Origin of the sequence: Paenibacillus sp. LK1 (assembly GCF_002750415.1) — a bacterium.
GTDB classification, from domain to species: Bacteria; Bacillota; Bacilli; order Paenibacillales; family Paenibacillaceae; genus Paenibacillus; species Paenibacillus taichungensis.
Genome location: NZ_PEII01000004.1, coordinates 451,555 through 474,604, shown reverse-complemented (window position 1 = coordinate 474,604; position 23,050 = coordinate 451,555). Strand labels below are relative to the sequence as shown.

Sequence of the window (23,050 nt, the reverse complement as noted above, 5' to 3'; positions counted from 1 at the left end):
CCGGTAATCATTGCGGTAGACTCTTCATTAGCAGATCGGAGTAAATACAGACAGACAAGTATAACAATCCCGTTCCCGATCAGGCTTACTGTAGCAAACATACTCCGGAGCTTACGTAAGATGGGTGTGTAATAATTATATTCACTTACCGTAACCCCAAAGCTGATGGTTTCCCTTGTCAAATATGGTGCAAAGGATAGAAGTAAGGCTAATGGAGCAAAGATTAAAATGATAGGTAATATACTAAATAGTTGCATATATAACACACTCCCTTGATTCTTTTATTCTTTGTTGTGACCCATCTTTACATCATCATACATTTGGTCTAATACCGCAGATAGTTCCTCTTTGGTCATTCCGCGACATATCGCTTCGGCAATAATCGGTCTTAATTCTCTCTGCTGCTTTTTCAAAAAATCATCTGTTAAATCAGGCATTCCATCAGGGTTCACTACGACTCCCTTTTGTCTATGAACTAGAATGTATCCATCTTGCTTGAGTAGTGTATAAGCCTTATTGACCGTATGAAGGTTAACCCCAATATCTGCTGCCAAATTTCGAACCGAAGGTAGCGCCTCACCTAGCTGTAACTCGCCACTAGCAATACCTTCAATAATTTGATAAACAAGTTGCGAATAGATGGGAAGTTCGGATTGCATATCCAGTTGAATAATCAAGGGTCCACCTTCTTTTTTATTATCTGTTATATATCAAGTATAACAGATATAACACGAGTGAGCAATAAGTATGAAAAAAAGCCGCATATCAATCGCGAGGGCAAGTTACCAGGCCCTTCACCATTGATATGCGGCTTATCCATGTGTTTCAAGAGTAAACATTAGTGGTGACACATGACAGAGTTGTATTTCAAATTCCATTCAAAGTTCAGTCTTATCTTCGACAATCCGATAATGGATTTTGCGAACTATAATTTTCAGAATCATATACAGCGGAATAACGATAATCATCCCAAGAATGTTCCCCAGGTCTGCACCTACAAGCAGTAAGATGACAGTAGTCAACGGATGAATGTCCAACTGTTTGCCATAGACATAAGGAGAGATCAGATTGTCCTGAATTTGCTGGGCGATGACAATGATGACAAGCGACCAGATCGCCATTGAAGGTGATTCTATGAACCCCACAATAACAACAGGAATGGCTGCCAGCAAGGCCCCTACATATGGAATGAAATTCAGAACAATGGATACGGCCGTCAGTAGTAAAGCATATGGCAAACCGAGAAAGAGAAAACCAATATACATCAGGATGCCCAATGCTACATTGACAATGACACGACCTACAATGTAGCTGCTTAAGGCTTCGTCAATTTCATGGACCGTCTCTTCTCCATCTTTACGGTAACGTCTCGGGAGCAACAGTGTAAGATTGGTTCCAAATTTGCTGCCCTCCTTGAGCATGTAATACAGCATAATCGGGAACGTCGCCAGAATGATAACCAGATTGGATACAACCGAGAACAATCCGGATACGTAATCCGTTACCTGGGCAATTCCTTGACTTAGAAAATCAGAGAAACGTGAGAACAGATCGGAATCCTCAGGTATATATTTTGAAAGGAAACCACTCTTCTCAAATTCAGCCAACTGATCACTGAGCGAAGTAACCAGTACCGGGGCATTCTCCACAAAATTCAACAGTTGTTCACGCAGTGAAGGCCATACAAGCACACTGAATCCTGCCATAATCAGCGCAATCACCACGTAAATAATAAGAACTGACAGTGCACGCTTCATTTTGTGCCGTTCCATATAGTCGACAAGCGGACGCAGCAGATAATAGAAGAAACCGGCAATCAGCAGCGGAATGATGATGATGTGAATCAGCGAGGTCAGGGGGCTGAAAATAAAGTTGACTTTATCCCCCAAATACACGATGAGCAGCAGCAAAATAATTGCTGTGCATATACGGTAAAACTTGTTGTTTATCAAGAAACGTGATCCCTCCATACGCTGCTCTGCCAAATACGACTGCGGCGATAATATGTATGTATTGCAACTTAATACAGCTTGGGCAGCGTGTTCCATTCCAAGTCGTATTCTCATGTATTATTATATGTACCCTTAAATGCTAGTCATGCCACAGCGGATGCTGAATATACTCTCTTTTCTATCCCGAAATAGAAATTGGGCAAAAAAAAAGAAGCAGGCGATTAGCCTGCCACATCTCTTTTGTTGAATACAACCCATGAGATCAACATGAAAATGACATAATATACAGCTAGAACAGCAATAGAAAAGCCAAGTGTCATACCTGCATTTCCATCGCCGCCAAGCAATCCATAATCCGCCGCTGAATTCATATAGCGACTGAGATCCATGTTATTGAACAGAACATACTTGGCCCATTCGTAACGAACGGGATTGAAGATCAATGAGAACAAATTCTGTGTAAACATGATAAATAGAGACAAACCGATGGCCAGAGCTCCCGAACGAAACACGGAGGAGACCATAAAGGCAATAGCGAGCGTAATAAACAAGTCCACGTACAGATATCCCCATAGTGCAAATGCATGTGATGCAGAAGCACCGCTTCCATCCGGAGTTACGGAATGAGAGAACAGCATATACGACATTACGGTTGCCAGAATAACAACAAGTAACGTACTCAGAATACTGAACCCAATCACGGACAAATATTTGGATGCCAGTATTTTGCTGCGCGACCACGGACGAATCAGCAGAAGTTTAATCGTTCCCCAGGTGAACTCACCAGCTACCGCTTCAGCTGCAATAACGACACAGAAGATGGTATTCAGGAAAAAGACAATCTGAACGGTTGTAATAGCTGCTTGCCAGTATGGGACCTCACTAGATCCCATGCCTTCATTGAGCAGAACCGGCATCAACAGCGAAATCAATGCCAGAATGGATAACATAATCCAAGTACGCGGACGACGGAAAATTTTCATGTTTTCATTCATAATGAGATTACCGAAATTACTCAATGCTTCCGCCCCCAGTCACCTGCAAAAATTGATCTTCCAGCGTATGGGTTACGTTACGGATACCATATACCTGAAACCCTTCACTGACCAGCCTCGCATTCAAGTCCGGAATCTGCTCACGAGATAAACGAACCACAATGGCATTGCCCTGAACTGTAGCTTCGCTAATTCGTTCGGCTGCACGTGATGCATCATTTACTTCAAAAGCAACTTCAGTAAGTACGTCCACTCCTGCCTCAGCTTTTAGATTTCTTACATCAATCAATTTGCCATTTTGGATAATCGCAACGGTATCACACATCAATTCCATCTCGGACAGCAAGTGGCTGGATACAAAGACTGTGATCCCTTCCTCCTGACAGAGCTGGCGCAAATAATCCCTAAGTTCCCGTATTCCCTGCGGATCAAGTCCGTTGGTGGGTTCATCCAATACCAATAACTTTGGTTTATGTAATATGGCTTGGGCCACGCCCAAACGCTGGCGCATACCTAGTGAATAGGTTTTTACCTTGTCATGAATGCGTGCTGTAAGCCCAACACGTTCAATCGTCTCGGCAATGCGTTCTTTCGTAATACCAGGTGACATCCGGGCAAAGTGAACGAGATTCTGATATCCAGTCAGAAACTTGTACATTTCTGGATTCTCAACAATAGCCCCAACCTGAGCTATGGCTTGCTCAAATTCATTCTTCACACTGTGTCCCGCGATAATGATATCTCCTTGACTGATGGACATCAGCCCTACCATCATTCGAATCGTTGTTGTTTTTCCCGCCCCATTGGGTCCTAAAAAACCAAAAACCTGCCCCGGAGAAATATCCAGAGTCAGGTCACTGACCAATGATCGGGAGGAGATGATTTTACTGACGCCCTGAAGACGGACGACCGGCTCCTGTTGCATTCCATTTCCTCCTTCATCAACGGACACTCACATCATGCCCGCTTCTCATATGAAGATAGTGTATCATAATCTTTAGTATATTGTCCCGCAAACTGGGATTTCCCCTGACGTTTCGTATGAACTACACACGCTTCACAGCATCCAAGCGGCATCTCACTCCGATAAAATCCGGTGCGAAATACGTGATTGCCTCCACAGTCCTCTTCCTTTAGTTCGACAGAGCCCCTAGCGACCGACACAATCATCCCACAACTGACACAGTAAAAGCGGTCCGTTTCGATCAATGATATTCCTTCCCCTCACAAGGAGCATTGAAGTCCCTGTTATTTGTCGTTAGACGCTGAATTTTGATACAATTTGTATCTAACTCGTAATTTACTTGACACCGGGACTAATGTCAACCCCTTACAGGTTTAAAAAGAAATGAAATGCAAAAAAAGCTCCATAAATGCGACTAAAGTCTCGCATTCATAGAGCCTTTTCAAGTACAAATGATACAATTCGGTACATAGTATGGGTTAATACTATCATTCAGTTATGTCATGCTCAGTTTCGGTATCTCCATTCTTCGGATAATACCAAAGCAATGTCCAATCGTCCCCATCCTTTACGATATAACAATTCTGCACGATTTTAAATTGACCAAAGGTTCCCGTAAACTTCTGGGTAACACCAATGCGATACGCCTCTGCAAATGGTTTAACGCCATCAATTACCGTAACGTCAAACTCCCGCTCCGGTTTTTCCATCTCCAGATCAAAGGTTTCGACTCCAAAATGCTGCATGAAAATATGCGCTCTGGACTGTAAATAGGCGCTTTTGGGAAAGCGCTCTTTCATTAATGGATGAAACAACTCCCATGAACTGCCGAAATCACCTGTCTGCTCATATTTGTAAAACTCTTGGGCAATGGCAGCAGCTTCATCCGGTGCATCTGCACGAAACAGATATGGGATGGTTCTGACTATGAGCCACAACAGCAGCAGCACAAGTGCTATGAATCCGATCTTTTTAAGTAACGCATTCCGGTTCCTTCTTCGCAGCATGCATCGTCCCCCTTGTCCTACTTCCATACTTATGATGGATGGCAAGCAAGTAGAAGCGGGAACTAGCGGGCAGCATTTCCTGGGAAATCACTTTCTTTTGACTGCCGATCGCCTTGAAGACCTGAATCTTCTGAAAACGACATTAACCCCTATATATAAGGCAATTCCGCCACATCCGCCAAGCAGATCCACGCCGACATCACGGATTGAACTCGTCCGGTCAGGGCTGAACTGCTGAATATATTCATCAATGGAGGCGATAACCGCTACTACGACCAGGGCTGAAGCCATACAAGTGAACATGCGCATTTTCCTATACCTCAGCCCACCATAGATAAGCACCGCCAGCACAGCATATACAAATAAATGTGCACTTTTCCGAAAAATGAACTCAACAAAACCATACGGTCGCTGTCTTAAAGAATATTCAAGCTCACCGTATGTGAATTGCACATCGGGTAGTGCGTATCCGATCTTCACCTTTTCAGACCATTTATGCAGCCAAGGCTGGATGGTCTGCTGCTGATAAGATTGGGTCGAAAAGTGCCAAATCACCAGAACCCAGGCCACAATCAGCAGCACGGACAATATATAAACATAAGGTCGTTGTTTACGTCTATGCTTATGTCTTCTTTTCCCGTAATCCTCCTCCATAAGCAAGGTTCTCACCACTTTCATAAGCCTTTCATTTTCAGTTTATTTCTCCAAATGTTCTTCAATTATTCCGTGAATGCGATCCCTTTCCTGCTGATCCACGATGTAATAATAAATCCCATTGATTTTCTCGCCTTTACCCTTAATCTCCACCGTATCTACATTCTCCAGATCATTACGATAATCGAGGAGGAGTTCCTTCATTTCATCAAAAGTAACATCCGTTCTGACATGAGTACCTAGTTCATCCAGCATATTTTGGATATGAAGTACACTGGAGAGTTGCATCGTATTCTTAAGCATCTGCTTCAGAACTTCACGCTGTCGATCATTACGCCCCAAATCCCCTTTCGGGTCATCATAGCGCATTCTTGAAAAACCGAGCGCAGCAACACCATCTAAATGAATATTCCCTTGATCGTAACGCTGGCCCTCATAATCAAATGCAAAAGGATTGTTTACGTCCACGCCACCGACCAGGTCAATGATTTTGGCAAAGCCCTCCATATCCACTTTCATATAATAATGAATAGGGACTCCCAAAAATTGCTCGACGGTACTTACCGACATGTCCACGCCTCCGAAGGCATAAGCATGATTGATCTTATCTACAGTGTTGTGTCCCACAATGTCTGTCCGTGTATCCCTCGGAATATTAAACATGAGCACTTGTTTTTTCCCGGGGTTCACACTCAATACGATCATCGTATCCGAGCGTCCTCGATCATTCGGACGTTCATCCACGCCCAAAATCAGTGCGTTAAAAGGCTCTTTGCTGTTGATGTCCACCTGTAGCCCACCTCTGCTATCTGTGACCGAGACGGGCTTTACAGGATTTCTAGGCTCATAAATTTGGTCAGCGGTTGATTTAACGGATTGGTAGAGATATATGGCATAACCAAACACAACAACTACAAAAAAGGAAACAATCCAGATGGTAACTTTCATCCACTTTTTCATGGGTTCTTCCTCACTCACATTCAAGATGATGAATAGCGGTTAAATGATTGCTGCCGTTTTCCCTTCCAGCTTCGTCAAACCCGGACGACCAACAGAATAATATTGAAGATTAGATGCCTGAACCTGTTCAGCACTATACAAATTACGACCATCAATCATAATTGGATCCTTCATGATTTCGGCCAGTTCTTTCAAATCGATATGAGCGAATTCCTTCCATTCAGTCAACACGCACAAGGCGTCTGCTCCTTCAGCAGCATGAAGTGGATTCTCTTCCCACGTGATGGAGGCGACATCTACCTCTTTACGGAAATTTGCAGTTGCAATGGGATCATAAGCCTTGATTACTGCTCCAGCATCACTTAGATGCTGAATGATATCGATCGCTGGAGCGTCACGCACGTCATCTGTCTCCGGTTTAAACGCTAATCCCCAGACAGCAATGGTTTTTCCTTTTAAAGATCCCAACGCCTCTTCCAGTTTGTGAATGATATGAAAACGCTGATCCTGGTTTACTTGGACAACGGATTTTAACAGTCTGAAATCATAATCGACCATGCCTGCGATCTGAATTAAAGCCTGTGTATCTTTTGGAAAGCATGAACCTCCATAACCAATACCTGCCTTCAAAAAGGAAGCTCCTATACGCTTATCGTAACCCATACCTTCGGCTACTCGTGTAACGTCAGCTCCTACTTTTTCGCATATATTCGAGATTTCATTAATGAATGAGATTTTGGTTGCGAGAAATGCATTGGAAGCATATTTAATCATTTCGGCTGATCGAATATCTGTAATGATCAAGTTCTCGGTCAATGGCCGATGAAGTTTTTTTAGTGTTTTAATCGCGCGATCACTGTTTGTTCCAATGACAATCCGGTCAGGATTCAGCGTATCATTAACCGCAGATCCTTCGCGGAGGAACTCGGGAACAGAAGCCACATCGAAAGGCTGAGATGAAATACTGCTAATCAGCTCGCGAACACGATCATTGGTGCCAACAGGAACGGTGCTTTTGGTCACGATAATTTTGTAGCTTTCAATGTGACTTCCAATCTCTATAGCTACCTGCTCCACATAGCTCAGGTTGGCTTCACCGCTCGGAAGAGAAGGCGTGCCTACAGCGATAAAGATAATATCCGACTGGCTAATCGCTTCAGCAATATTGGAGGTGAACGATAGTTTTCCTGCTTTCATGTTGGAAGCCATCAACTCTTTGAGGCCTGGCTCATAGATAGGAACGTTGCCCTCGTTGAGCATCTCCACTTTGGCCTCATTGTTGTCCACACAGATGACTTGGTTACCGATCTCCGAAAAGCATACTCCTGATACAAGACCTACATACCCTGTTCCAATCACCGCGATATTCATCTTGTTTTCCCCCAATTCACGCAATTTTGGATAATATCTGCCCATTCCATCTCGATTCGCACGATATCCTCTTCCACCAGCTCACTGCCCAGCTGAACTTCTATAATTTCAAGTTCGGTTACGGCTTTTACACTGTGTTTACTACCTGCCAGAATCGAAATGACATCCCCTTGATTAAGCAATCTCAGTTCACCATCCAGAATCAGTTCGCCTTGACCCGAAACAACTGTCCATACTTCATTTCGTTTGAGATGGTATTGATAAGAAAAATTTTTATCCGCCCCAACGATAATGCGTTTGGTTAATACCTCTTCTCCTCTGGCATTACGCGTGTAATCAAGCACTTTGTAACAACCCCAGCGGCGTTCCTCATACATAGGGCGTTGGGTATCATCCTTAAGAATCTCTTTAATCTGTGGACTTGCTTCTTTCTCACTGACCAAAATTCCATCTGGACTGGTCGCAACGATAAGATTGGAAACCCCCAACACACACACCGGAATATTCAACTCATTGATCAGATGTGTGTTCACAGAACTGTTCGTCATAACACCTTTGCCCACAATATGGGTACTCATCTCGTCCGTCAGCGTATTCCATGTGCCGAGATCTTTCCAATATCCCTCATAAGGTGTAACCACGATGTGAATGGCTTTTTCGACTACCTGATAATCGAAGCTAATTTTCTGTAATCTTCCGTATTGTTTCAGCATCTCTTCATACTGAATTGGCAGTTCAAGGGAGATCAGCAGATTAATCAGATAGTTCAGCTTGAATGCAAAAACCCCGCAATTCCAAAGGGCAGATTGTTCTATCATCTCTGCCGCTTCAGTCTCACAGGGTTTTTCTTGAAAACGTGATACTTTGGCGTAATGGTTATGTTTTTCGGTTTCATGGGGATCAGGAATGATATAACCGTATTTCTCTGAAGGATACGTGGGTTTTACCCCGATTAATGCGAGCTCCGCACCAGACTCATCTAACACTCCTTCAAGCTCCGTAACTTTATAGAAAAAGGATTCCTCCACATAGGGATCAACGGGAAGTACAGCAACCGTTTCGTTCAGACTGACACCCTGTACCGAGTACAGATACACAGCTGCCAAGGCAATTGCAGGAAAGGTATCTCTGCGTTCTGGCTCTACGACAAGATCAACCTCATCTCCCAGTTGACTCCGTAAAATCTCCACCTGCGGCTTACTCGTTGCGATCGTGGCCTGTTCGCTTAATCCCGTATGCTGCAGTTGCCTCCACACCCGTTGAACCATGGATTCAGTCTGCCCTTCAGGGCCCTCCAGTACTTTCAGAAACTGCTTCGATCTCGTATCGTTGGATAAGGGCCATAATCTCTTGCCTGATCCACCGGAGAGAAGTACGATTCTCATGGTTATCACTCCACTCTCTATATTTTACACGCATTTGAGCTTTTACTCTGTCTCATCTACCTCTCCTCAAAAATTTCTGCTGGTTAAGGCGTTTCAGCAAAAAATGAACATCATCTTTGTTAAAAACCATTTGTCTCATTGGAATACTATATATTTTTTTTAATGAGATCAGAGAAACCATAATCCGCACAACAGAACCTGTTAGCAGAGCAAGCGCAATTCCATGTAATCCGTAGTGAGGTGTAAGAAGGAAAAATAAAGTTATGGTTATGACAACAGCAGAACTCTGTCCAACCAGAATTACTCCAGGCCGTCCTAGAGCGTTAAATGAAGAAGCCAGTATGCTCGCTCCCCCGCCCACAACACATTCCAATGAAAGAAGATAAAAAGCACTGCTGGCATCCAAAAATTCTTCGCCAAATAATAAACCTATAAAGTAACGACCAACGATCATACTAGGCACAACAATGATCATCATAAAAATCATGCTGATTCTAAACGATCTACCCACAAGACCAAATACTTTTTCTTGCTCCAATCCAGCAGCTTTTGGGAATATGACGTTCGTTATAGCCGTCTGGAATACATTAAACATACGGGATAGTGCGTATACGACGGAATACAGACCAAAATCACGGGGGGTTAACAACGCTAAAATAATAATTTTATCAAACTGATTATAAAGTGTGTTGAGCAACTCAACTCCGCTTACTCTTGCCGCAAAACTAAACAAGTGCAAACTGGATTTGATGTGACCCATAACTTTGGATATCTGTATTGAGATATGCATCCGAAGTGTGTACGCATAGAATCCTAGTACAATGAAGTAGGAAATAAAACTTACAATAATAGCACGTTCCAATGAGAGGGTTCCGCTAATCCATAAAAAAACCAGGCCTACGAAATTAATAAGTGGGGCAAATAGCCTTGCGAAATTATAGATATGAAACTTCTCTGTACCTTGTGCCGTCGCTGCTAATACACCAATGATCAGAAAAATGGGAGAAAGGGATGTAATATATACCCTCGCAATGGAAATAACCGAATCAGGATAATTCGATAACCATGTTGATACTCCAAACCAACTTATGAATCCTAGAATAATACTGATTGGAATCTGCACTAGAAATCCCATCCCCATATATACAGGGATTTGAATACTATTTTTTTTGATATGATAGATTAGTGCCGTTGGCAAGCCTAACGTTGCCAGATTGGTAAGAAATCCTGGCCAAAACAGAATCGCAGCCAGTTCCCCCTTGCCTTCCGCTCCAAACATTCGACTAGTAATAATAGATGTCACTGTTGTAATTCCCATTATCAAAATGTTGGCGAAACTGGTCATTAATATGGACGTGTATATACTTCGCTGTTTGATATTCCCTTTCGAAGCTAGTTCCATCATAAGATTAACCTCTCTCTGTTTAGCCAGGCGTAATTATGATTCAACCTCTAAACTCCGTGTTCTTAGGGAGCGTTTCTTTTCTTTCTGATACAGAACCTCTTCAAAACTGTCTAAATATTTCCTGGACATCATTTTCCAATCATTTTGCAATGCAATTTCTCTAGATTTCTTACCCATTTTTTCCATTTTCATCTCGTTGAGAATAAGAGAATTGAGAACATTAGTTAACTGCTCTGCATCGTTTGGATCAGTCAGGACAATTCCTGAGGGCATATTTTCGCCTGAGCTCCGTATAATTTCAGTTACGCCCGATTCCTCTGTTATAACGACCGGTATTCCTGATGCAAGTGCTTCGAGTACAACTAGACTGCAAGCCTCATAACGTGAAGGGAAGATAAACAGATCCACATTGCGCATGATATGTCCCATATCCTTGCGGAAACCCAAAAAATGAACCCGATCTTTAATATTCAGATCCTCGGCCATTTGAGGATAAATGCTTCTGTTAGTAGAACCAGCTACAACAAGAGATAGCGCAGGTACGGATACCATTGACTTTAGCACGGTGTCTAGGTTTTTTCTTGGACTACTGATATCACCAGCAAAAAGACCTACAACCTGGCTGGGGTTGATATCCATTTTGCTCTTCTTCCCAGTTTCACAGGGATAAAATTCACGCACATCCACTCCATTATGAATGACTTGCACCTTATCATGCTTAATGCCCAATTTAATTAATTCATTCTTCACTTTCTCGGAAACAGCAATAATCTTACCGCTTTTGCGAAAAGCGTACCGTTCGAGAAACGCATTAACAAGAGTGTAAAGACCAAAATACCAACGTTTCCAAGAGCGGTGTACGCGGAAACTATGTACGGGGGATTTAATCCATGTGCTGTGTACAAAGTGAACAGCATTGATGTCACCTTTAGCCCAAGTGATAAAACCGTTGACCATGACAAGATCAACCTGTTTTGCTTTTCTTAGCTTGCGAATATGAATCGCACTCTTAAAGGCAAAGATTTGATAGCGCAATAGCTGCGGTAACTTGAGAGAAGGGAATACCTTAATCCATGTAGCGCTTTTATTCTCAAGTAATTGTGACTCCACCTCATTGGCAATCATAATAACTTCATGGCCCTGCCTTAAGGTTTCAACTGCGACTTCATAGTTGACTCTGCCTTGCCCTTCTCCTTTAACAATCCTATGGGTAACAATACATATTTTCATCCTTAATCCTCCTAGATTAGAACATGAAGATTGTGGATACAATTAGATGAGTTGCTTCAACAGCTGTCCGCGATGCGACCATAAGCAATGATTAATAACCCAGTCATAACCGTTATTTCCCATCGTTCTGGCCAGTCCTTCATCCGTAATCAATTCTTCGATACGATTGGCGATTTCCTTTTCATCCAGAGGATTTACAAGATAACCCGTTATCTCGTCCTTTACTGCGTCAGGAATTCCACCGCTGTTGCCCGCAATCACAGGTAATCTGTAGTAATTGGCTTCAAGGAATACGATTCCGAAACCTTCTACATCACCTTTTTCCTTAATATCACGGCTAGGCATGACAAAAAGATCAGAACATTCATATATCTGATGCAGCTCATGGTCAGTGATGCCGCCTGTAAAAACGACTACAGATTCTAACCCGTACTGCCTCACCAGACGTTCCAATTCCCCTCTGTGTGGACCCTCTCCACATATTAGATATTTCAGATTAGGAATCCGCTCGATCACATGACTAATAGCTTTAAGAGTGACATCATGTCCTTTGCGCTCAACCAAACGAGAGACGGTTATCATCACTTTTTTGCCTTGTAGATCATATTTATCCCTGATATTTTCATTGAAATCAGAACCACCAATTAGTTTACTTACGTTTAATCCCGGTGGAATAATGACAATCTGTCTCTCCGGAATACCGAGCTCCACCAACTTTGACTTGGTATACTGACTATTGGCAATCACCTTTTCAGACCGCCTCAAAATGAACAACAAGAGTGGAAACAACTTGCTGTTCACCATCCCCATAACATCAAGGCCATGAACATAAGGGAAATATTTAACCCCAAAAAAAGTTTTCATAAACGGGCCTGTGATGCCTACTGGAAATATGTTGACAAAGTGTATTTCGTCCGTCTTTTTGCGCCATTTCAAAATAATAAGTTGGAAGACTAGGATAAGCTGGGATAATATGAGCAGAAGCTTATTGGAATTCCAAAAGATTCGCTTCCTGATAATCTCGAAATCGGTCTTCTGGTCAAATTGTTCTGACGCTGCAACATCCTTTATTTTATTCGTTAGAACCGTAGTCTCTTCTGCCGGAATCTGTGTTATAAGTCCATAAGCATAATCATGAATCCCTCCTTTTTCGGGCGGGAAATCAATAGCAACAAATACCTTATTCATAGGTTTTATCTCCCTTGAAAGACCGCATAAAGTCTTCTTACACCGTACTCATGATTACGTTGACTGTATCCTTGGCACATTTGTTCCAGGAGAAAAAAGCCGAATGCTCTCTGCCCTGAATGGACAATCTTTGGCCAAGCTCCGGGTCAGACATAATCTCGACTAGGCGTGAAGCGGCTTCCTGCGGATGATGAGGATCAAAGTAAAGCCCAGCTTCCCCACATACTTCCGGAATGGACCCTCGAGAAGATACAATCACCGGACACCCGAGCGCCATCGCCTCCAGCGGCGGTAAGCCAAATCCTTCATACAACGACGGGAAAATGAAACCAGCAGCATGTTCGTACAACGCTTTTAACTCTTCGTCCGTCACATAACCCACCCAATTTATGCCATCCGATTCGCTCAATGCGTGATTGCTGAATACCTTGCTGTTTTTCGAACCAACAATGACCACACTCAAATTTTGCGCCTTCACCTCAGGCAAAATTTCTAAAATCAGCTTGAAGTTCTTATATGGATTCATGGTGCTGACAGCCAGGACGTACGGTGATTTAATCCCGTATTTCTCCAGCGTTCCTTGAGCAGCTTGCCTATGATGAATATGATCAATGCCCAAATGAGTGACGGTTACTTTCTGTGCGGCAATTTTGCAGTGTTGGATCAGTTCTCCTTTGGAGAAATTGGATACCGTGATCACCTTTTTGGAAATCTTCCCCAATCTAACGGTCAAAAACTGATACCATGAACGAAAAGCAAAAGAAAATGCCTTCGGATAACTGAATACGGATGCATCGTGGATTGTAACGACCTGATTTCGTTTGAACGCCGGGCCTGTGTTACAAAGGTTGATCAGTAATCCTTTCCTCGCATAGAGCGGAAGCTCAAGCTGCTCCCACACATGTCCCTTGAATCTGCCGACCACCTGGTGACGGATATGCTTTAATTCAAGTTTAGTGATAACATTTGCGGGTGAAAGCAGACAAAACTCATATCTTGTTCCATCCACCTCTCCTGCCTCAATGAGTTTGTCTATTTCCTTTATAAGCTCAATAGCATACCGCTGTACTCCGGTAACGGTCTGAGTTAGGAAGCGGGCATTAATATATATTCTGATCATGTTATTCTCCATTTCTCTTTGAAATTTCCAAACGTGAAGCAGGATGAACCCCCTGGAAGGCAACCCCGATATTCCTCGCTTCATAATAGAGACTAACGAACTCTTCATTCATTCGATCAGAGCTGAACTTCTCCTTGTAAATGCCATGACCTACTTCGCCCATGGCGGCCAGCGTCATTTTATCCAGACTCATAAGAATCTCTCTCAGCTCTTCGGGTCGGTCGAGATCAAAGATGTATCCGTTCATGCCATGTGAGACTAACTCCGGCAAAGAGGCCCGATTGCTTGCGATCACTGGCTTGTGGTTCTTCATAGCTTCCAGAGCTACCAAGGGTAATCCCTCCCACCTTGATGGCATGATAATTGCATCACATTGCTCGTAATAGTTATCAATTTCCGCATTGTCCACCCAACCCAACCGAACAACATTTTCAGGGAAGCTCCATTCATTCTTTTCCAGCACACTATCACCGATGACATATAGCCGGATTAACTGCTGAAGTTCAGGATATTTACCCATGACATCTAGAAGGATATCTAGTCCCTTCTGTCGATCATATCTGCCAACGAATAAGAGCTGAATGACACTCGTCTTATCCAAATCATCTTGAACAACTGGTGAAGAATGATCTGGTCGTTGGATATTTTTCCGATCACGCAGACCACTGTATACAAATCTCGATTTAGCAGGGGACATTCCTAGTCGAACGGATTGTTCCAACTCATACTTCGAAATATTGATGATAAAATCTGTTTTGAACTCCAGCACTTTCTCGATCATGAAATACGCCTTTTTATGTAAAGGCTTAGTATCCATTAGAAAGGACCATCCATGTGAGCAATAAAACACGCTCGCTTTTCGAGGCGTTATAAAAAATAAGCCCCTTGCGAGCATACCCGCAAATGAGCTGTGAACATGAATTATATCCGGTTGAATGCGTCGTATGGTTTGGTGAATCTGTCTCATGGCCGAAAAAAAGTGCTTGGGGTGCCGTTTATACTTGTAACGAAAAATGCGATCTGGCTCCAAATCAAAATCAGAAGCCGAATTATGGTCGCTCATCAGCAAATAAACATCAAAAATATGACGTTGGTATGCAACAAGCTCGTTTAAATATGTCGCTACCCCGCCAACAACGTATTCTCCTATATGCAAAACTTTCATTTAAGCTCACCCGCTTTGTAATGTATATCGTCTGCTTCGCGATACTGATAGAGAGCCATGCCAATGAACATCCAGAAGAAAACGTTGGCAGGAAGCAACTCAAGTACATTCGTTGTTAAACTTGCGGCTGCCACTCCTGCGCCAAGAGCGAGCCCTACCTGAGGCAGACGCAAAGAATTCGAATCAGGAAGTTTATCCATTCTCTTCACGAGCGAGACAACGATCCACATAAAAAATGCGATAAAATAAACGATTCCGATCCAACCTGTCTGTTCGTATAAGGAAAAGTACTGATTGTCTACCGCAAAATTACTGGAGTTTAGTCCTATCATATGTGTTCTCCGGCTTGCAGCCCCTACTGAGCCAATTCCATTACCGATCATTCCATTCATCGTGAACGGAGAGGTCAGATTGCTGCCCCATGACTGCAATCGATCTAATAGGGAAGAACTGGAAAGAAGATTTTTGGATTGCAGCATTTTTCCTCCGAAAAATACAGCTGCTGGGAGTAATATGAAAGTAACGCCTAAGATCAATGTATTTTTTTTGGTATATTTACGAATATGCAGAAAAAACATGCCTACTTGATATACGAACCATAGTAACAGTGCTGATCGAATGGTAGATAACAGCAAGAAGCTGATTGTCAACAGCTGGATCAATATTCGAAAACTCCGATGGTTCACTGCAGCTCTGGTTCGTTCAGCAATTATACCTGTCATAAGAAGGGCGTAAGCGTAGCCGTCAGGTGAATAGGTAATAGAAGACAGGCGTGGTACTCCCTCAAGATAGTTTTTGATATTCACTCCGTATACAAATCCCATGGTGATTAGCTTTTCTATGCCCAAAGAGTATTGAATTAACCATCCCGCAATTAGCATCATAAAAATGATCAGGTTAGTTCTGGCAAATGCATAAATTCCATCATATTGAGCTATAAGCATGCCTGTAAATAACATCACGAGAGGCAAAAACGTAATTTTGATACCATAGATCAGCGTAACCACACTTGAACCCAGCAATACGTTCAATGCTCCCAGCACTACAATGGATCCCAGTATAAACAGGAACGGATTTAAGAAGGAAACCTGATGACGATAAACTCTAGCAAAAGAAAAAATGGAAATGAACACCATACCTACGTCTTTCAAAGAACGAATCACAATATTATCTACATAAATTGAAATCAAACCGTAGATGGATAGATAGATAAGCAAAAAATGCATGGACACCGTAAACAATGAGGACGGGGATTCGGATCTCATCTGTGCAAACGAATGTGATCTGGTTCTGGCATCCAAAGAAGTCATGTACATGTTAACCTCCACACCTGATTAGCTTCTCATAGATGTTGGCGTGCTCCTTGAGAAGGTAATCTTCATTAAAGGATTGACTGTGTGCAAAGCATTGAAGCTTCATTTGATTTTTTTCCAATTCAGACAACTCATAATAGTTGAGAATCGCCTTACTAATCTCATCTGCACTGTGGGCTGCAAATGTAAATCTCCCTGAATCCATCAAAATCTCCGGCATTCCTCCAACCTTTGAAGCATAGACGGGTGTACCTACCTGATAAGACTCAATGACCACTCTACCAAAAGGTTCATCCCATGTAGAAGGCACGATGGTCAAATCCATCCCTGCCATCCTCCGGGCGATTTGTGATTTATCCAATTTGCCCTTAAAAATGATACGCGGTTCTGACTCAGCCAGTTCTTGCAATTGATGCAGCATCGGACCATCTCCGTGAATAAACAACTTTCCTAAAACCTTCTGATCTAATTTTTTCACTGCATCAATCAAATAATGAACACCCTTTACTTCGGTTAATTGTCCAAAATATCCTATGTTCAGCGGCTGATCATGACGAACCTCCTTGTCAGCATACAAGTCCTGAACATTATCATTATTCTCTACAATATTATGAATCACATGTTTAGAGGCGTGTTCGAAGAACCCCATCGCTGTATGCGTCCTGAGGATATGTTGCGATATGCCAATTACCGATGAGATCATGCGGCTGTATCTCTTCGAAATTTGTCTGTACACTCTGGAATACGCTGATATTTGAATAGGCTCAATCAGTGAGAAATCCCGAAGTGTATGCACCACTGGAATCTCCAGTTCAAACGCTGCTTTCCAGATCGCCAGGCTGAGACCAGGGATATTCTGGGTATGAACTACAACCGGACGTGTCAGCGCAAGATATCGTTTAATATACCGATACTGTCTGATGTTGAATATGTCCTGAACTCGCCATAACACTTTGTCAGAGGTAGATACTTGCCTCGAAGAATCACCAATCCAGTAACGATTGTTAAACGGCAATCTCAAGATTTCAATTCCGTTAACGGAATCTTTCCGCACTTCGCCCTCCTTGTGTCCCCCTACCGTAATGACCTTTACGTCATAACTTAGATCCAGAGTCTGAGCAAGGATTTGTGTGGATATTTCAGCCCCACCAATGACATGCGGTGGATATAAACTGTGGGCAATCAATATTTTATGCACTTATCTCAACTCACTTTGTTCAGCTTCATGAAGTTTCCTGCAGCATCGCCCGGTAATGGTCGATCGTAAGTTGTAATCCTTCTTCCAAGCCAATCTCAGGTTCCCAATTTAAAATTTCTCGAGCCTTGTCAATGACCGGACGTCTAACCTTAGGGTCATCTTCTGGCAAAGGTAAAAAAACGAGATTGCTGTCTGATTGCGTAAGCTCTTTAACCAAACGAGCAACTTCAAGTACGCTATATTCCGTGGGATTTCCAATGTTGATAATTTCTCCATTTGCTCTATCTACTGCCATCAGTTGCTGTAGTCCTCGAATGTTATCATCCACATAACAGAAGGAGCGAGTCTGTGATCCGTCACCATACACCGTGATATCCTGCCCCGTCAGTGCCTGTGTTACAAAGTTGGAAATGACACGACCGTCATCGTTTCGTAGTCCTGAGGAATACGTATTAAAAATACGCGCTACCTTCACGGGAACACTGTGTTTCGTGTAGTATTCATAACAAAAAACTTCTCCCAAACGCTTGGCCTCATCATAACAGGCCCTTGGTCCCCAAGTGTTCACATTACCTCGATAACTTTCAGGCTGTGGATGAACTTCAGGATCTCCATAAGCTTCACTCGTACTAGAATATAGGAACTTTGCTCCTTTGGTACGGGCGAGCTCCAACAAATGATAGGTTCCTCGAGTGTTCACCCAGATCGTCCCGATCGAATCTGCCTGATAGAACTTGGGTGAAGCAGGTGAAGCCAAATGATAGACTTCATCCACTGGCTGATCTACCAGAAAATCCAGTGAGTCGGGTAGCGTAACATCAGCTTCACGGAAAAAAAAGAGGGGGCTGTTAGCCACCTCTTGCAGATTTTTAGATATGCCTGTTGAAAGGTTATCTATTCCGGTAACCTGATGTCCTTGATCAATTAATGATTTGACTAGATGTGAGCCCAAAAAACCCGCCGCGCCAGTCACTACAACATGTTTCAATGCGATCACGCTCCATATTATCTAAAGAGTTGGTTAAAATGTATTACTTTTGATCATAACGCCAACGGTTTTAAAAATGATAATGATATCCATCTTCATAGAGACGTTGGAGATATAGTGAAAATCATATTGCAGATTATGGTGAATCGGTTCCTTGCGAACATCACTTACTTGCCATAATCCAGTAATCCCTGGTTTCACCAGAAAACGTCTGCGCTCCAGATCCGTATAGCTTTCTTCTACGATTCGCTTCATTTCAGGTCTAGGGCCTATGAAGCTCATGTCACCCTTGATAATATTAAGCAATTGTGGCAGCTCATCTAGGCTAGTTTTACGCAGTAATCTACCCAGTCGTGTAATTCTCGGATCATTGCTTGTCGTTGGAGATATGCCATATTTGGGCGCATCCGTACGCATCGTTCTGAATTTATAAATACTAAATTTAACTCCGTTTTTCCCGTAACGTTCTTGTCTGAATATTACAGGCCCTTTGGAATCAAGCTTAATCAAAATTGCTGCAACAAGCATGACCGGTGATGTAATCAGCAACAGCACAGCCGCAATAATAAAATCGATTAACGGTTTTATTATGTCAGCATATCCGCCAACACGCTGGGAGTAAGGCTGTTCCAATACTGCCGAAGTGCCATCCTTGGCCAGGGCTTCTCCACTCCCAAAGTATTCCGGTCTTGAAAGTTTCACAGACTATCCCCTCCTGCGACAAGCATTTGGTTCAATTGTTCCTTCATCAGAATCTCTTCAATCGCCATTAGGACCGGCGCACGCAATTCTTTATTTTTGAGAGCAAAATCAAGTGTGGTCAGGATATAGCCCAGTTTCTCACCGACGTCAAAACGGGACCCTTCAAAATCATAAGCACTAATTCCTTCATCCCGGTTCAACATTTGCAGCGCATCCGTGAGTTGGATCTCACCACCTGCACCTACATTTTGTTCTTCCAGATAATCAAATACTTTAGGTGTCAAAATGTAACGGCCCATAATAGCCAAGTTGGAAGGTGCTGTACCCAATGTTGGCTTCTCAACCATGCTGTTTACAGAAGATAAACGCCCCTCTGTATGCAAGGGATCAATAATTCCGTAGCGATAGGTTTCACTTGGACTTACTGTTTTCACTCCGAGTACAGACTGGTTGACCTTCTCATATTGCTGAATGAGTTGCTTCGTGCACGGCACATCCGAAACCACAATATCATCGCCGAGCAATACAGCAAATGGCTCATTTCCAATAAAGTTTCGAGCACACCATACAGCATGCCCGAGTCCCAGCGCTTCCTTCTGCCTTATGTAATGAATATCAACGTTGGAGGACTTCCGGACTTCTTCCAGTAAGCTGAGCTTTCCTTTTTCGAGCAGATTTTGCTCCAGTTCAAACGCGCTGTCAAAATGATCTTCAATCGCACGTTTTCCCTTGCCCGTTACAATAATAATGTCCTCAATCCCGGAAGCTACAGCTTCTTCAACGATGTATTGAATGGTTGGTTTATCCACAATAGGGAGCATTTCTTTAGGCATTGCCTTTGTAGCGGGTAAAAATCGGGTTCCCAATCCGGCTGCGGGAATGATTGCTTTCCTCACTTTAGTCATAAATACCACCCTATCCATTATTATTTTTTATGTTTAAAAGCATGAGTTGGATCATTTATTAAAATCCATGAAATCATGAAATAAATTGATGCAATTCTTACTTTTAATTTCATAAAAGGGCATTAAACCCATCCTCACATCACACCCTTGACGATATACGTCTAAGGTACACTACCCACAGTGTGACCGAGTGCCTACCTTGATAAAGGTATAGTAGACATCACCTTTGATGATATTATCTTTAGTTTAATGCGCACATTCGTTATGCATTTCCACCATAATAAGAACTTCGACTTTTGGGCAGCTGAACATTATTCAAGACGGCTCCAAGGATACGTGCGTTCACATGCTCAAGATGGGCTTTTGCCTTTTTGACAAGATCTTTTTTCACCTTGCCCGCGCTCACAACAAGAATTACTCCATCACACAATGAACTAATAATTAAAGCATCTGTAACCGCCAGAACAGGTGGTGTATCAAATAAAATCACATCGTATTCTTCTTTCAAATCCTGGAGCAAAGCCGTCATTTTACGAGATCCAATCATCTCTGAAGGATTAGGAGGTATAGGGCCGGAAGACAAAACATGCAGCCCTTCCACTCCGGTTTCTCGAAGTACTTCCGTAACTTTATATTGACTGGATAAAACACTCGTTAGCCCCACATGGTTAGGAACATTAAACATGCGATGCACCGTAGGTTTGCGTAAATCGGTATCCATCAGAAGGACCTTCTTCCCTTCCTGCGCGTATGTAACTGCCAGATTACCGATTGTTGTCGTTTTCCCTTCACCGGACAACGCCGAAGCAATCATGATCGTTTGAATCTGACTATCAATAGAAGAAAATTGAATATTGGTTCTTAACTTCCGGTAAGATTCAGATGAAGTAGATTTAGGATTAGCCATTGTTACAAGGGTCCCTTTCTCATTGGTTAACCGTGGCATACTGGCCATCACCTACCTGTTTTTGAGATGTTGTTGATTGCTTGGATAAACGAGCTTCCTCTTTTCTGATTCTGGAGATAACAGCAAGTGTGGGGATACCCAGTTCTTTTTCCAATTCATCCTCCGTCTTCAAGGTATCATCCAGATATTCCAACAGGAATATAAATCCTATAGATAGTAAGAGACCAACAAGGAAACTAATCAGAATGTTTATAACAGGATTTACATTAATAGGTTTAGAGGAATCCGTAGGCTTGGCTTCACTCAGAATGGTTACGTTGTCCACTTTCATGATTACGGGGATTTGGGATTTAAACACTTTGGCAACGGCGTTTACTGTTTTCGCTGCTTTTTCAGAAGATAAACCGGTGGCGGTCAAACTCATAACCTGGGATTCGTTCGCGGTCGTTACCCTTATGCTCTGTGCTAGTTGATTCCCGCTCATATCTAGATCGGGATATGTAGCAGCAACTTTATCGAGAATTGCTGAAGATTTAATAATTTCGATATAGGAATTAATCACTTTAATATTGGTTTGAATCGAACTAATATCAAGGCTTGGAACACCTTGAACGTTATATGCCTGGTTCACGATTAATTTGGCATTTGCCTCATATAAAGGTACAGTCAAAAAATAATTTTTAACACCTGCCCCTATGCAAGCAACCGCAACAAAGGCAACAATAATCCAAATTCGTTTTCGTAAAATTTGCATATACTCTTTTAACTCCATCTCGTATTCCTCCCATTTAAATCAGCAATTATGATGAAGAACGGTGTCTTATATATTTTCATCCAGTTACCAGAACAACAATTTACGCTTCATCATTACGGGTTTTTCCGGCTCTATGATTTGATTGTTCCATACCGACCAAGCATTATTTTGCAAACTTTGAACCAGTTGATTTCCAAATCGGCGTTCAAGCAAACGGTAAGCGGCTTTCATTGAAAATGTTCTTTTTTCCATATCATGGGCATCTGATGAAATGAAATGAAATCCGTTTTCTTTGCAAAAATGAAAACACCATCTCTGAACTTTTCGTCCGAAAAGTCCTATGACCGATTGAGCCGTGATTTGACATAGAGCACCTTGCCCAACATATTCAACCAATAAATCGGGATTGTTCTGGATTGGACGATTTCGTTCGGGATGAGCAATAATAGGAATGATACCCGCCAACTTAAGTTCATGGAGTATCCCGGGGAACTGCGAGGGGATATGACCAAAGGGCAATTCCAGCAACATGTATCGGCTCCCGGCGAGTGTACAGCACTTTCCTGCGTATAAGTCTGCAATCAGGTTGTCATGTACCCTGATCTCCTGTCCGGGACGGATCTCCAAGCAAATGTTGCGTTTGCGAAGTTCTGCATGTAGCAGGTCCACTGCTTGATTGACCACGTTGGGTTGATTGTTGTACTGCCCGTTCAGGTGATGCGGAGTAGCAATGATCGAGGTAATTCCTGAGGTTACCGCTTTCTCAGCCATCGCAATGGACTGCTCCATTCGAACAGGGCCATCATCCAGACCGGATAAAATGTGGCAGTGCATTTCAACCATATCTAAACTTCCTGAAATAGTATGATCCCCCTCGCCCCTTTATT

23 protein-coding genes are annotated in these 23,050 nt (G+C 42.7%); all 23 read right to left on the bottom strand.

The window, feature by feature from the left end; translation table 11 throughout:
- Positions 1-281: 281 nt before the first annotated feature.
- The 23 genes from CS562_RS11865 to CS562_RS11755 all read right to left on the bottom strand — a co-directional run bounded on the left by CS562_RS11865 (position 282) and on the right by CS562_RS11755 (position 23,006).
- Complete coding sequence (locus CS562_RS11865) at positions 282-677, bottom strand: GntR family transcriptional regulator (RefSeq protein WP_076291512.1); 396 nt, start codon at positions 675-677, stop codon at positions 282-284.
- Between the two features lie 201 nt (positions 678-878).
- On the bottom strand, positions 879-1,952 hold the full coding sequence (locus CS562_RS11860; RefSeq protein ID WP_099855963.1) for an AI-2E family transporter: 1,074 nt from the start codon (positions 1,950-1,952) through the stop codon (positions 879-881).
- A gap of 221 nt (positions 1,953-2,173) precedes the next feature.
- Positions 2,174-2,971 carry an ABC transporter permease gene (locus tag CS562_RS11855; protein ID WP_076291511.1) on the bottom strand — a complete coding sequence of 266 codons (798 nt, stop codon included), beginning with the start codon at positions 2,969-2,971 and terminating at the stop codon, positions 2,174-2,176.
- The gene (locus CS562_RS11850) at positions 2,964-3,872 is read right to left on the bottom strand and encodes an ABC transporter ATP-binding protein (protein ID WP_099855843.1); all 909 of its coding nucleotides are present in this window, start codon (positions 3,870-3,872) and stop codon (positions 2,964-2,966) included. The genes CS562_RS11855 and CS562_RS11850 overlap by 8 nt, the downstream gene beginning before the upstream one ends.
- Before the next feature lie 32 nt (positions 3,873-3,904).
- Complete coding sequence (locus CS562_RS11845) at positions 3,905-4,156, bottom strand: hypothetical protein (RefSeq protein ID WP_099855841.1); 252 nt, start codon at positions 4,154-4,156, stop codon at positions 3,905-3,907.
- 243 nt (positions 4,157-4,399) lie between these two features.
- On the bottom strand, positions 4,400-4,918 hold the full coding sequence (locus CS562_RS11840) for a hypothetical protein (protein WP_099855840.1): 519 nt from the start codon (positions 4,916-4,918) through the stop codon (positions 4,400-4,402).
- An 87-nt stretch (positions 4,919-5,005) separates the two neighbouring features.
- Entirely contained in the window at positions 5,006-5,572 is a 567-nt protein-coding gene (locus CS562_RS11835; protein ID WP_257219465.1) for a VanZ family protein, read from the bottom strand.
- A gap of 42 nt (positions 5,573-5,614) precedes the next feature.
- Complete coding sequence (locus tag CS562_RS11830; RefSeq protein ID WP_099855836.1) at positions 5,615-6,532, bottom strand: LCP family glycopolymer transferase; 918 nt, start codon at positions 6,530-6,532, stop codon at positions 5,615-5,617.
- A gap of 39 nt (positions 6,533-6,571) precedes the next feature.
- Positions 6,572-7,903, bottom strand: a complete 1,332-nt coding sequence (locus CS562_RS11825) for a UDP-glucose dehydrogenase family protein (protein ID WP_099855835.1) — start codon at positions 7,901-7,903, stop codon at positions 6,572-6,574.
- Positions 7,900-9,288, bottom strand: a complete 1,389-nt coding sequence (locus CS562_RS11820; protein ID WP_099855833.1) for a sugar phosphate nucleotidyltransferase — start codon at positions 9,286-9,288, stop codon at positions 7,900-7,902. Before CS562_RS11820 ends, CS562_RS11825 begins: the two co-directional genes overlap by 4 nt.
- Before the next feature lie 52 nt (positions 9,289-9,340).
- Entirely contained in the window at positions 9,341-10,693 is a 1,353-nt protein-coding gene (locus CS562_RS11815; protein WP_099855831.1) for a lipopolysaccharide biosynthesis protein, read from the bottom strand.
- Between the two features lie 33 nt (positions 10,694-10,726).
- A complete protein-coding gene (locus CS562_RS11810; RefSeq protein ID WP_099855830.1) occupies positions 10,727-11,923 on the bottom strand; it encodes a glycosyltransferase family 4 protein in 1,197 nt (398 codons plus the stop codon).
- A gap of 42 nt (positions 11,924-11,965) precedes the next feature.
- A complete protein-coding gene (locus CS562_RS11805; RefSeq protein WP_099855828.1) occupies positions 11,966-13,111 on the bottom strand; it encodes a glycosyltransferase family 4 protein in 1,146 nt (381 codons plus the stop codon).
- Between the two features lie 37 nt (positions 13,112-13,148).
- Positions 13,149-14,231 (bottom strand): glycosyltransferase family 4 protein, encoded by a 1,083-nt coding sequence (locus tag CS562_RS11800; RefSeq protein WP_175383687.1) that lies wholly within the window; start codon positions 14,229-14,231, stop codon positions 13,149-13,151.
- Position 14,232: 1 nt separating this feature from the next.
- Positions 14,233-15,396 carry a glycosyltransferase gene (locus tag CS562_RS11795; protein WP_099855825.1) on the bottom strand — a complete coding sequence of 388 codons (1,164 nt, stop codon included), beginning with the start codon at positions 15,394-15,396 and terminating at the stop codon, positions 14,233-14,235.
- Positions 15,393-16,706, bottom strand: a complete 1,314-nt coding sequence (locus tag CS562_RS11790) for a hypothetical protein (protein WP_125477269.1) — start codon at positions 16,704-16,706, stop codon at positions 15,393-15,395. Before CS562_RS11790 ends, CS562_RS11795 begins: the two co-directional genes overlap by 4 nt.
- Positions 16,707-16,713: 7 nt before the next feature.
- Positions 16,714-17,907, bottom strand: a complete 1,194-nt coding sequence (locus CS562_RS11785; RefSeq protein ID WP_099855821.1) for a glycosyltransferase family 4 protein — start codon at positions 17,905-17,907, stop codon at positions 16,714-16,716.
- Between the two features lie 25 nt (positions 17,908-17,932).
- Positions 17,933-18,895 carry an NAD-dependent epimerase/dehydratase family protein gene (locus tag CS562_RS11780; RefSeq protein WP_099855819.1) on the bottom strand — a complete coding sequence of 321 codons (963 nt, stop codon included), beginning with the start codon at positions 18,893-18,895 and terminating at the stop codon, positions 17,933-17,935.
- 33 nt (positions 18,896-18,928) lie between these two features.
- On the bottom strand, positions 18,929-19,597 hold the full coding sequence (locus tag CS562_RS11775) for a sugar transferase (RefSeq protein WP_257219460.1): 669 nt from the start codon (positions 19,595-19,597) through the stop codon (positions 18,929-18,931).
- Positions 19,594-20,502: a UTP--glucose-1-phosphate uridylyltransferase GalU gene (gene galU, locus CS562_RS11770; protein ID WP_099855817.1), complete on the bottom strand. Its 909-nt coding sequence runs from the start codon at positions 20,500-20,502 to the stop codon at positions 19,594-19,596. The genes CS562_RS11775 and galU overlap by 4 nt, the downstream gene beginning before the upstream one ends.
- Positions 20,503-20,764: 262 nt before the next feature.
- Complete coding sequence (locus CS562_RS11765; RefSeq protein ID WP_099855815.1) at positions 20,765-21,448, bottom strand: CpsD/CapB family tyrosine-protein kinase; 684 nt, start codon at positions 21,446-21,448, stop codon at positions 20,765-20,767.
- On the bottom strand, positions 21,429-22,181 hold the full coding sequence (locus CS562_RS11760; protein ID WP_099855813.1) for a YveK family protein: 753 nt from the start codon (positions 22,179-22,181) through the stop codon (positions 21,429-21,431). The genes CS562_RS11765 and CS562_RS11760 overlap by 20 nt, the downstream gene beginning before the upstream one ends.
- 66 nt (positions 22,182-22,247) lie before the next feature.
- Positions 22,248-23,006, bottom strand: coding sequence for a tyrosine-protein phosphatase (locus CS562_RS11755; RefSeq protein WP_099855811.1), 759 nt, complete (start codon positions 23,004-23,006; stop codon positions 22,248-22,250).
- Between the last annotated feature and the right edge of the window lie 44 nt (positions 23,007-23,050).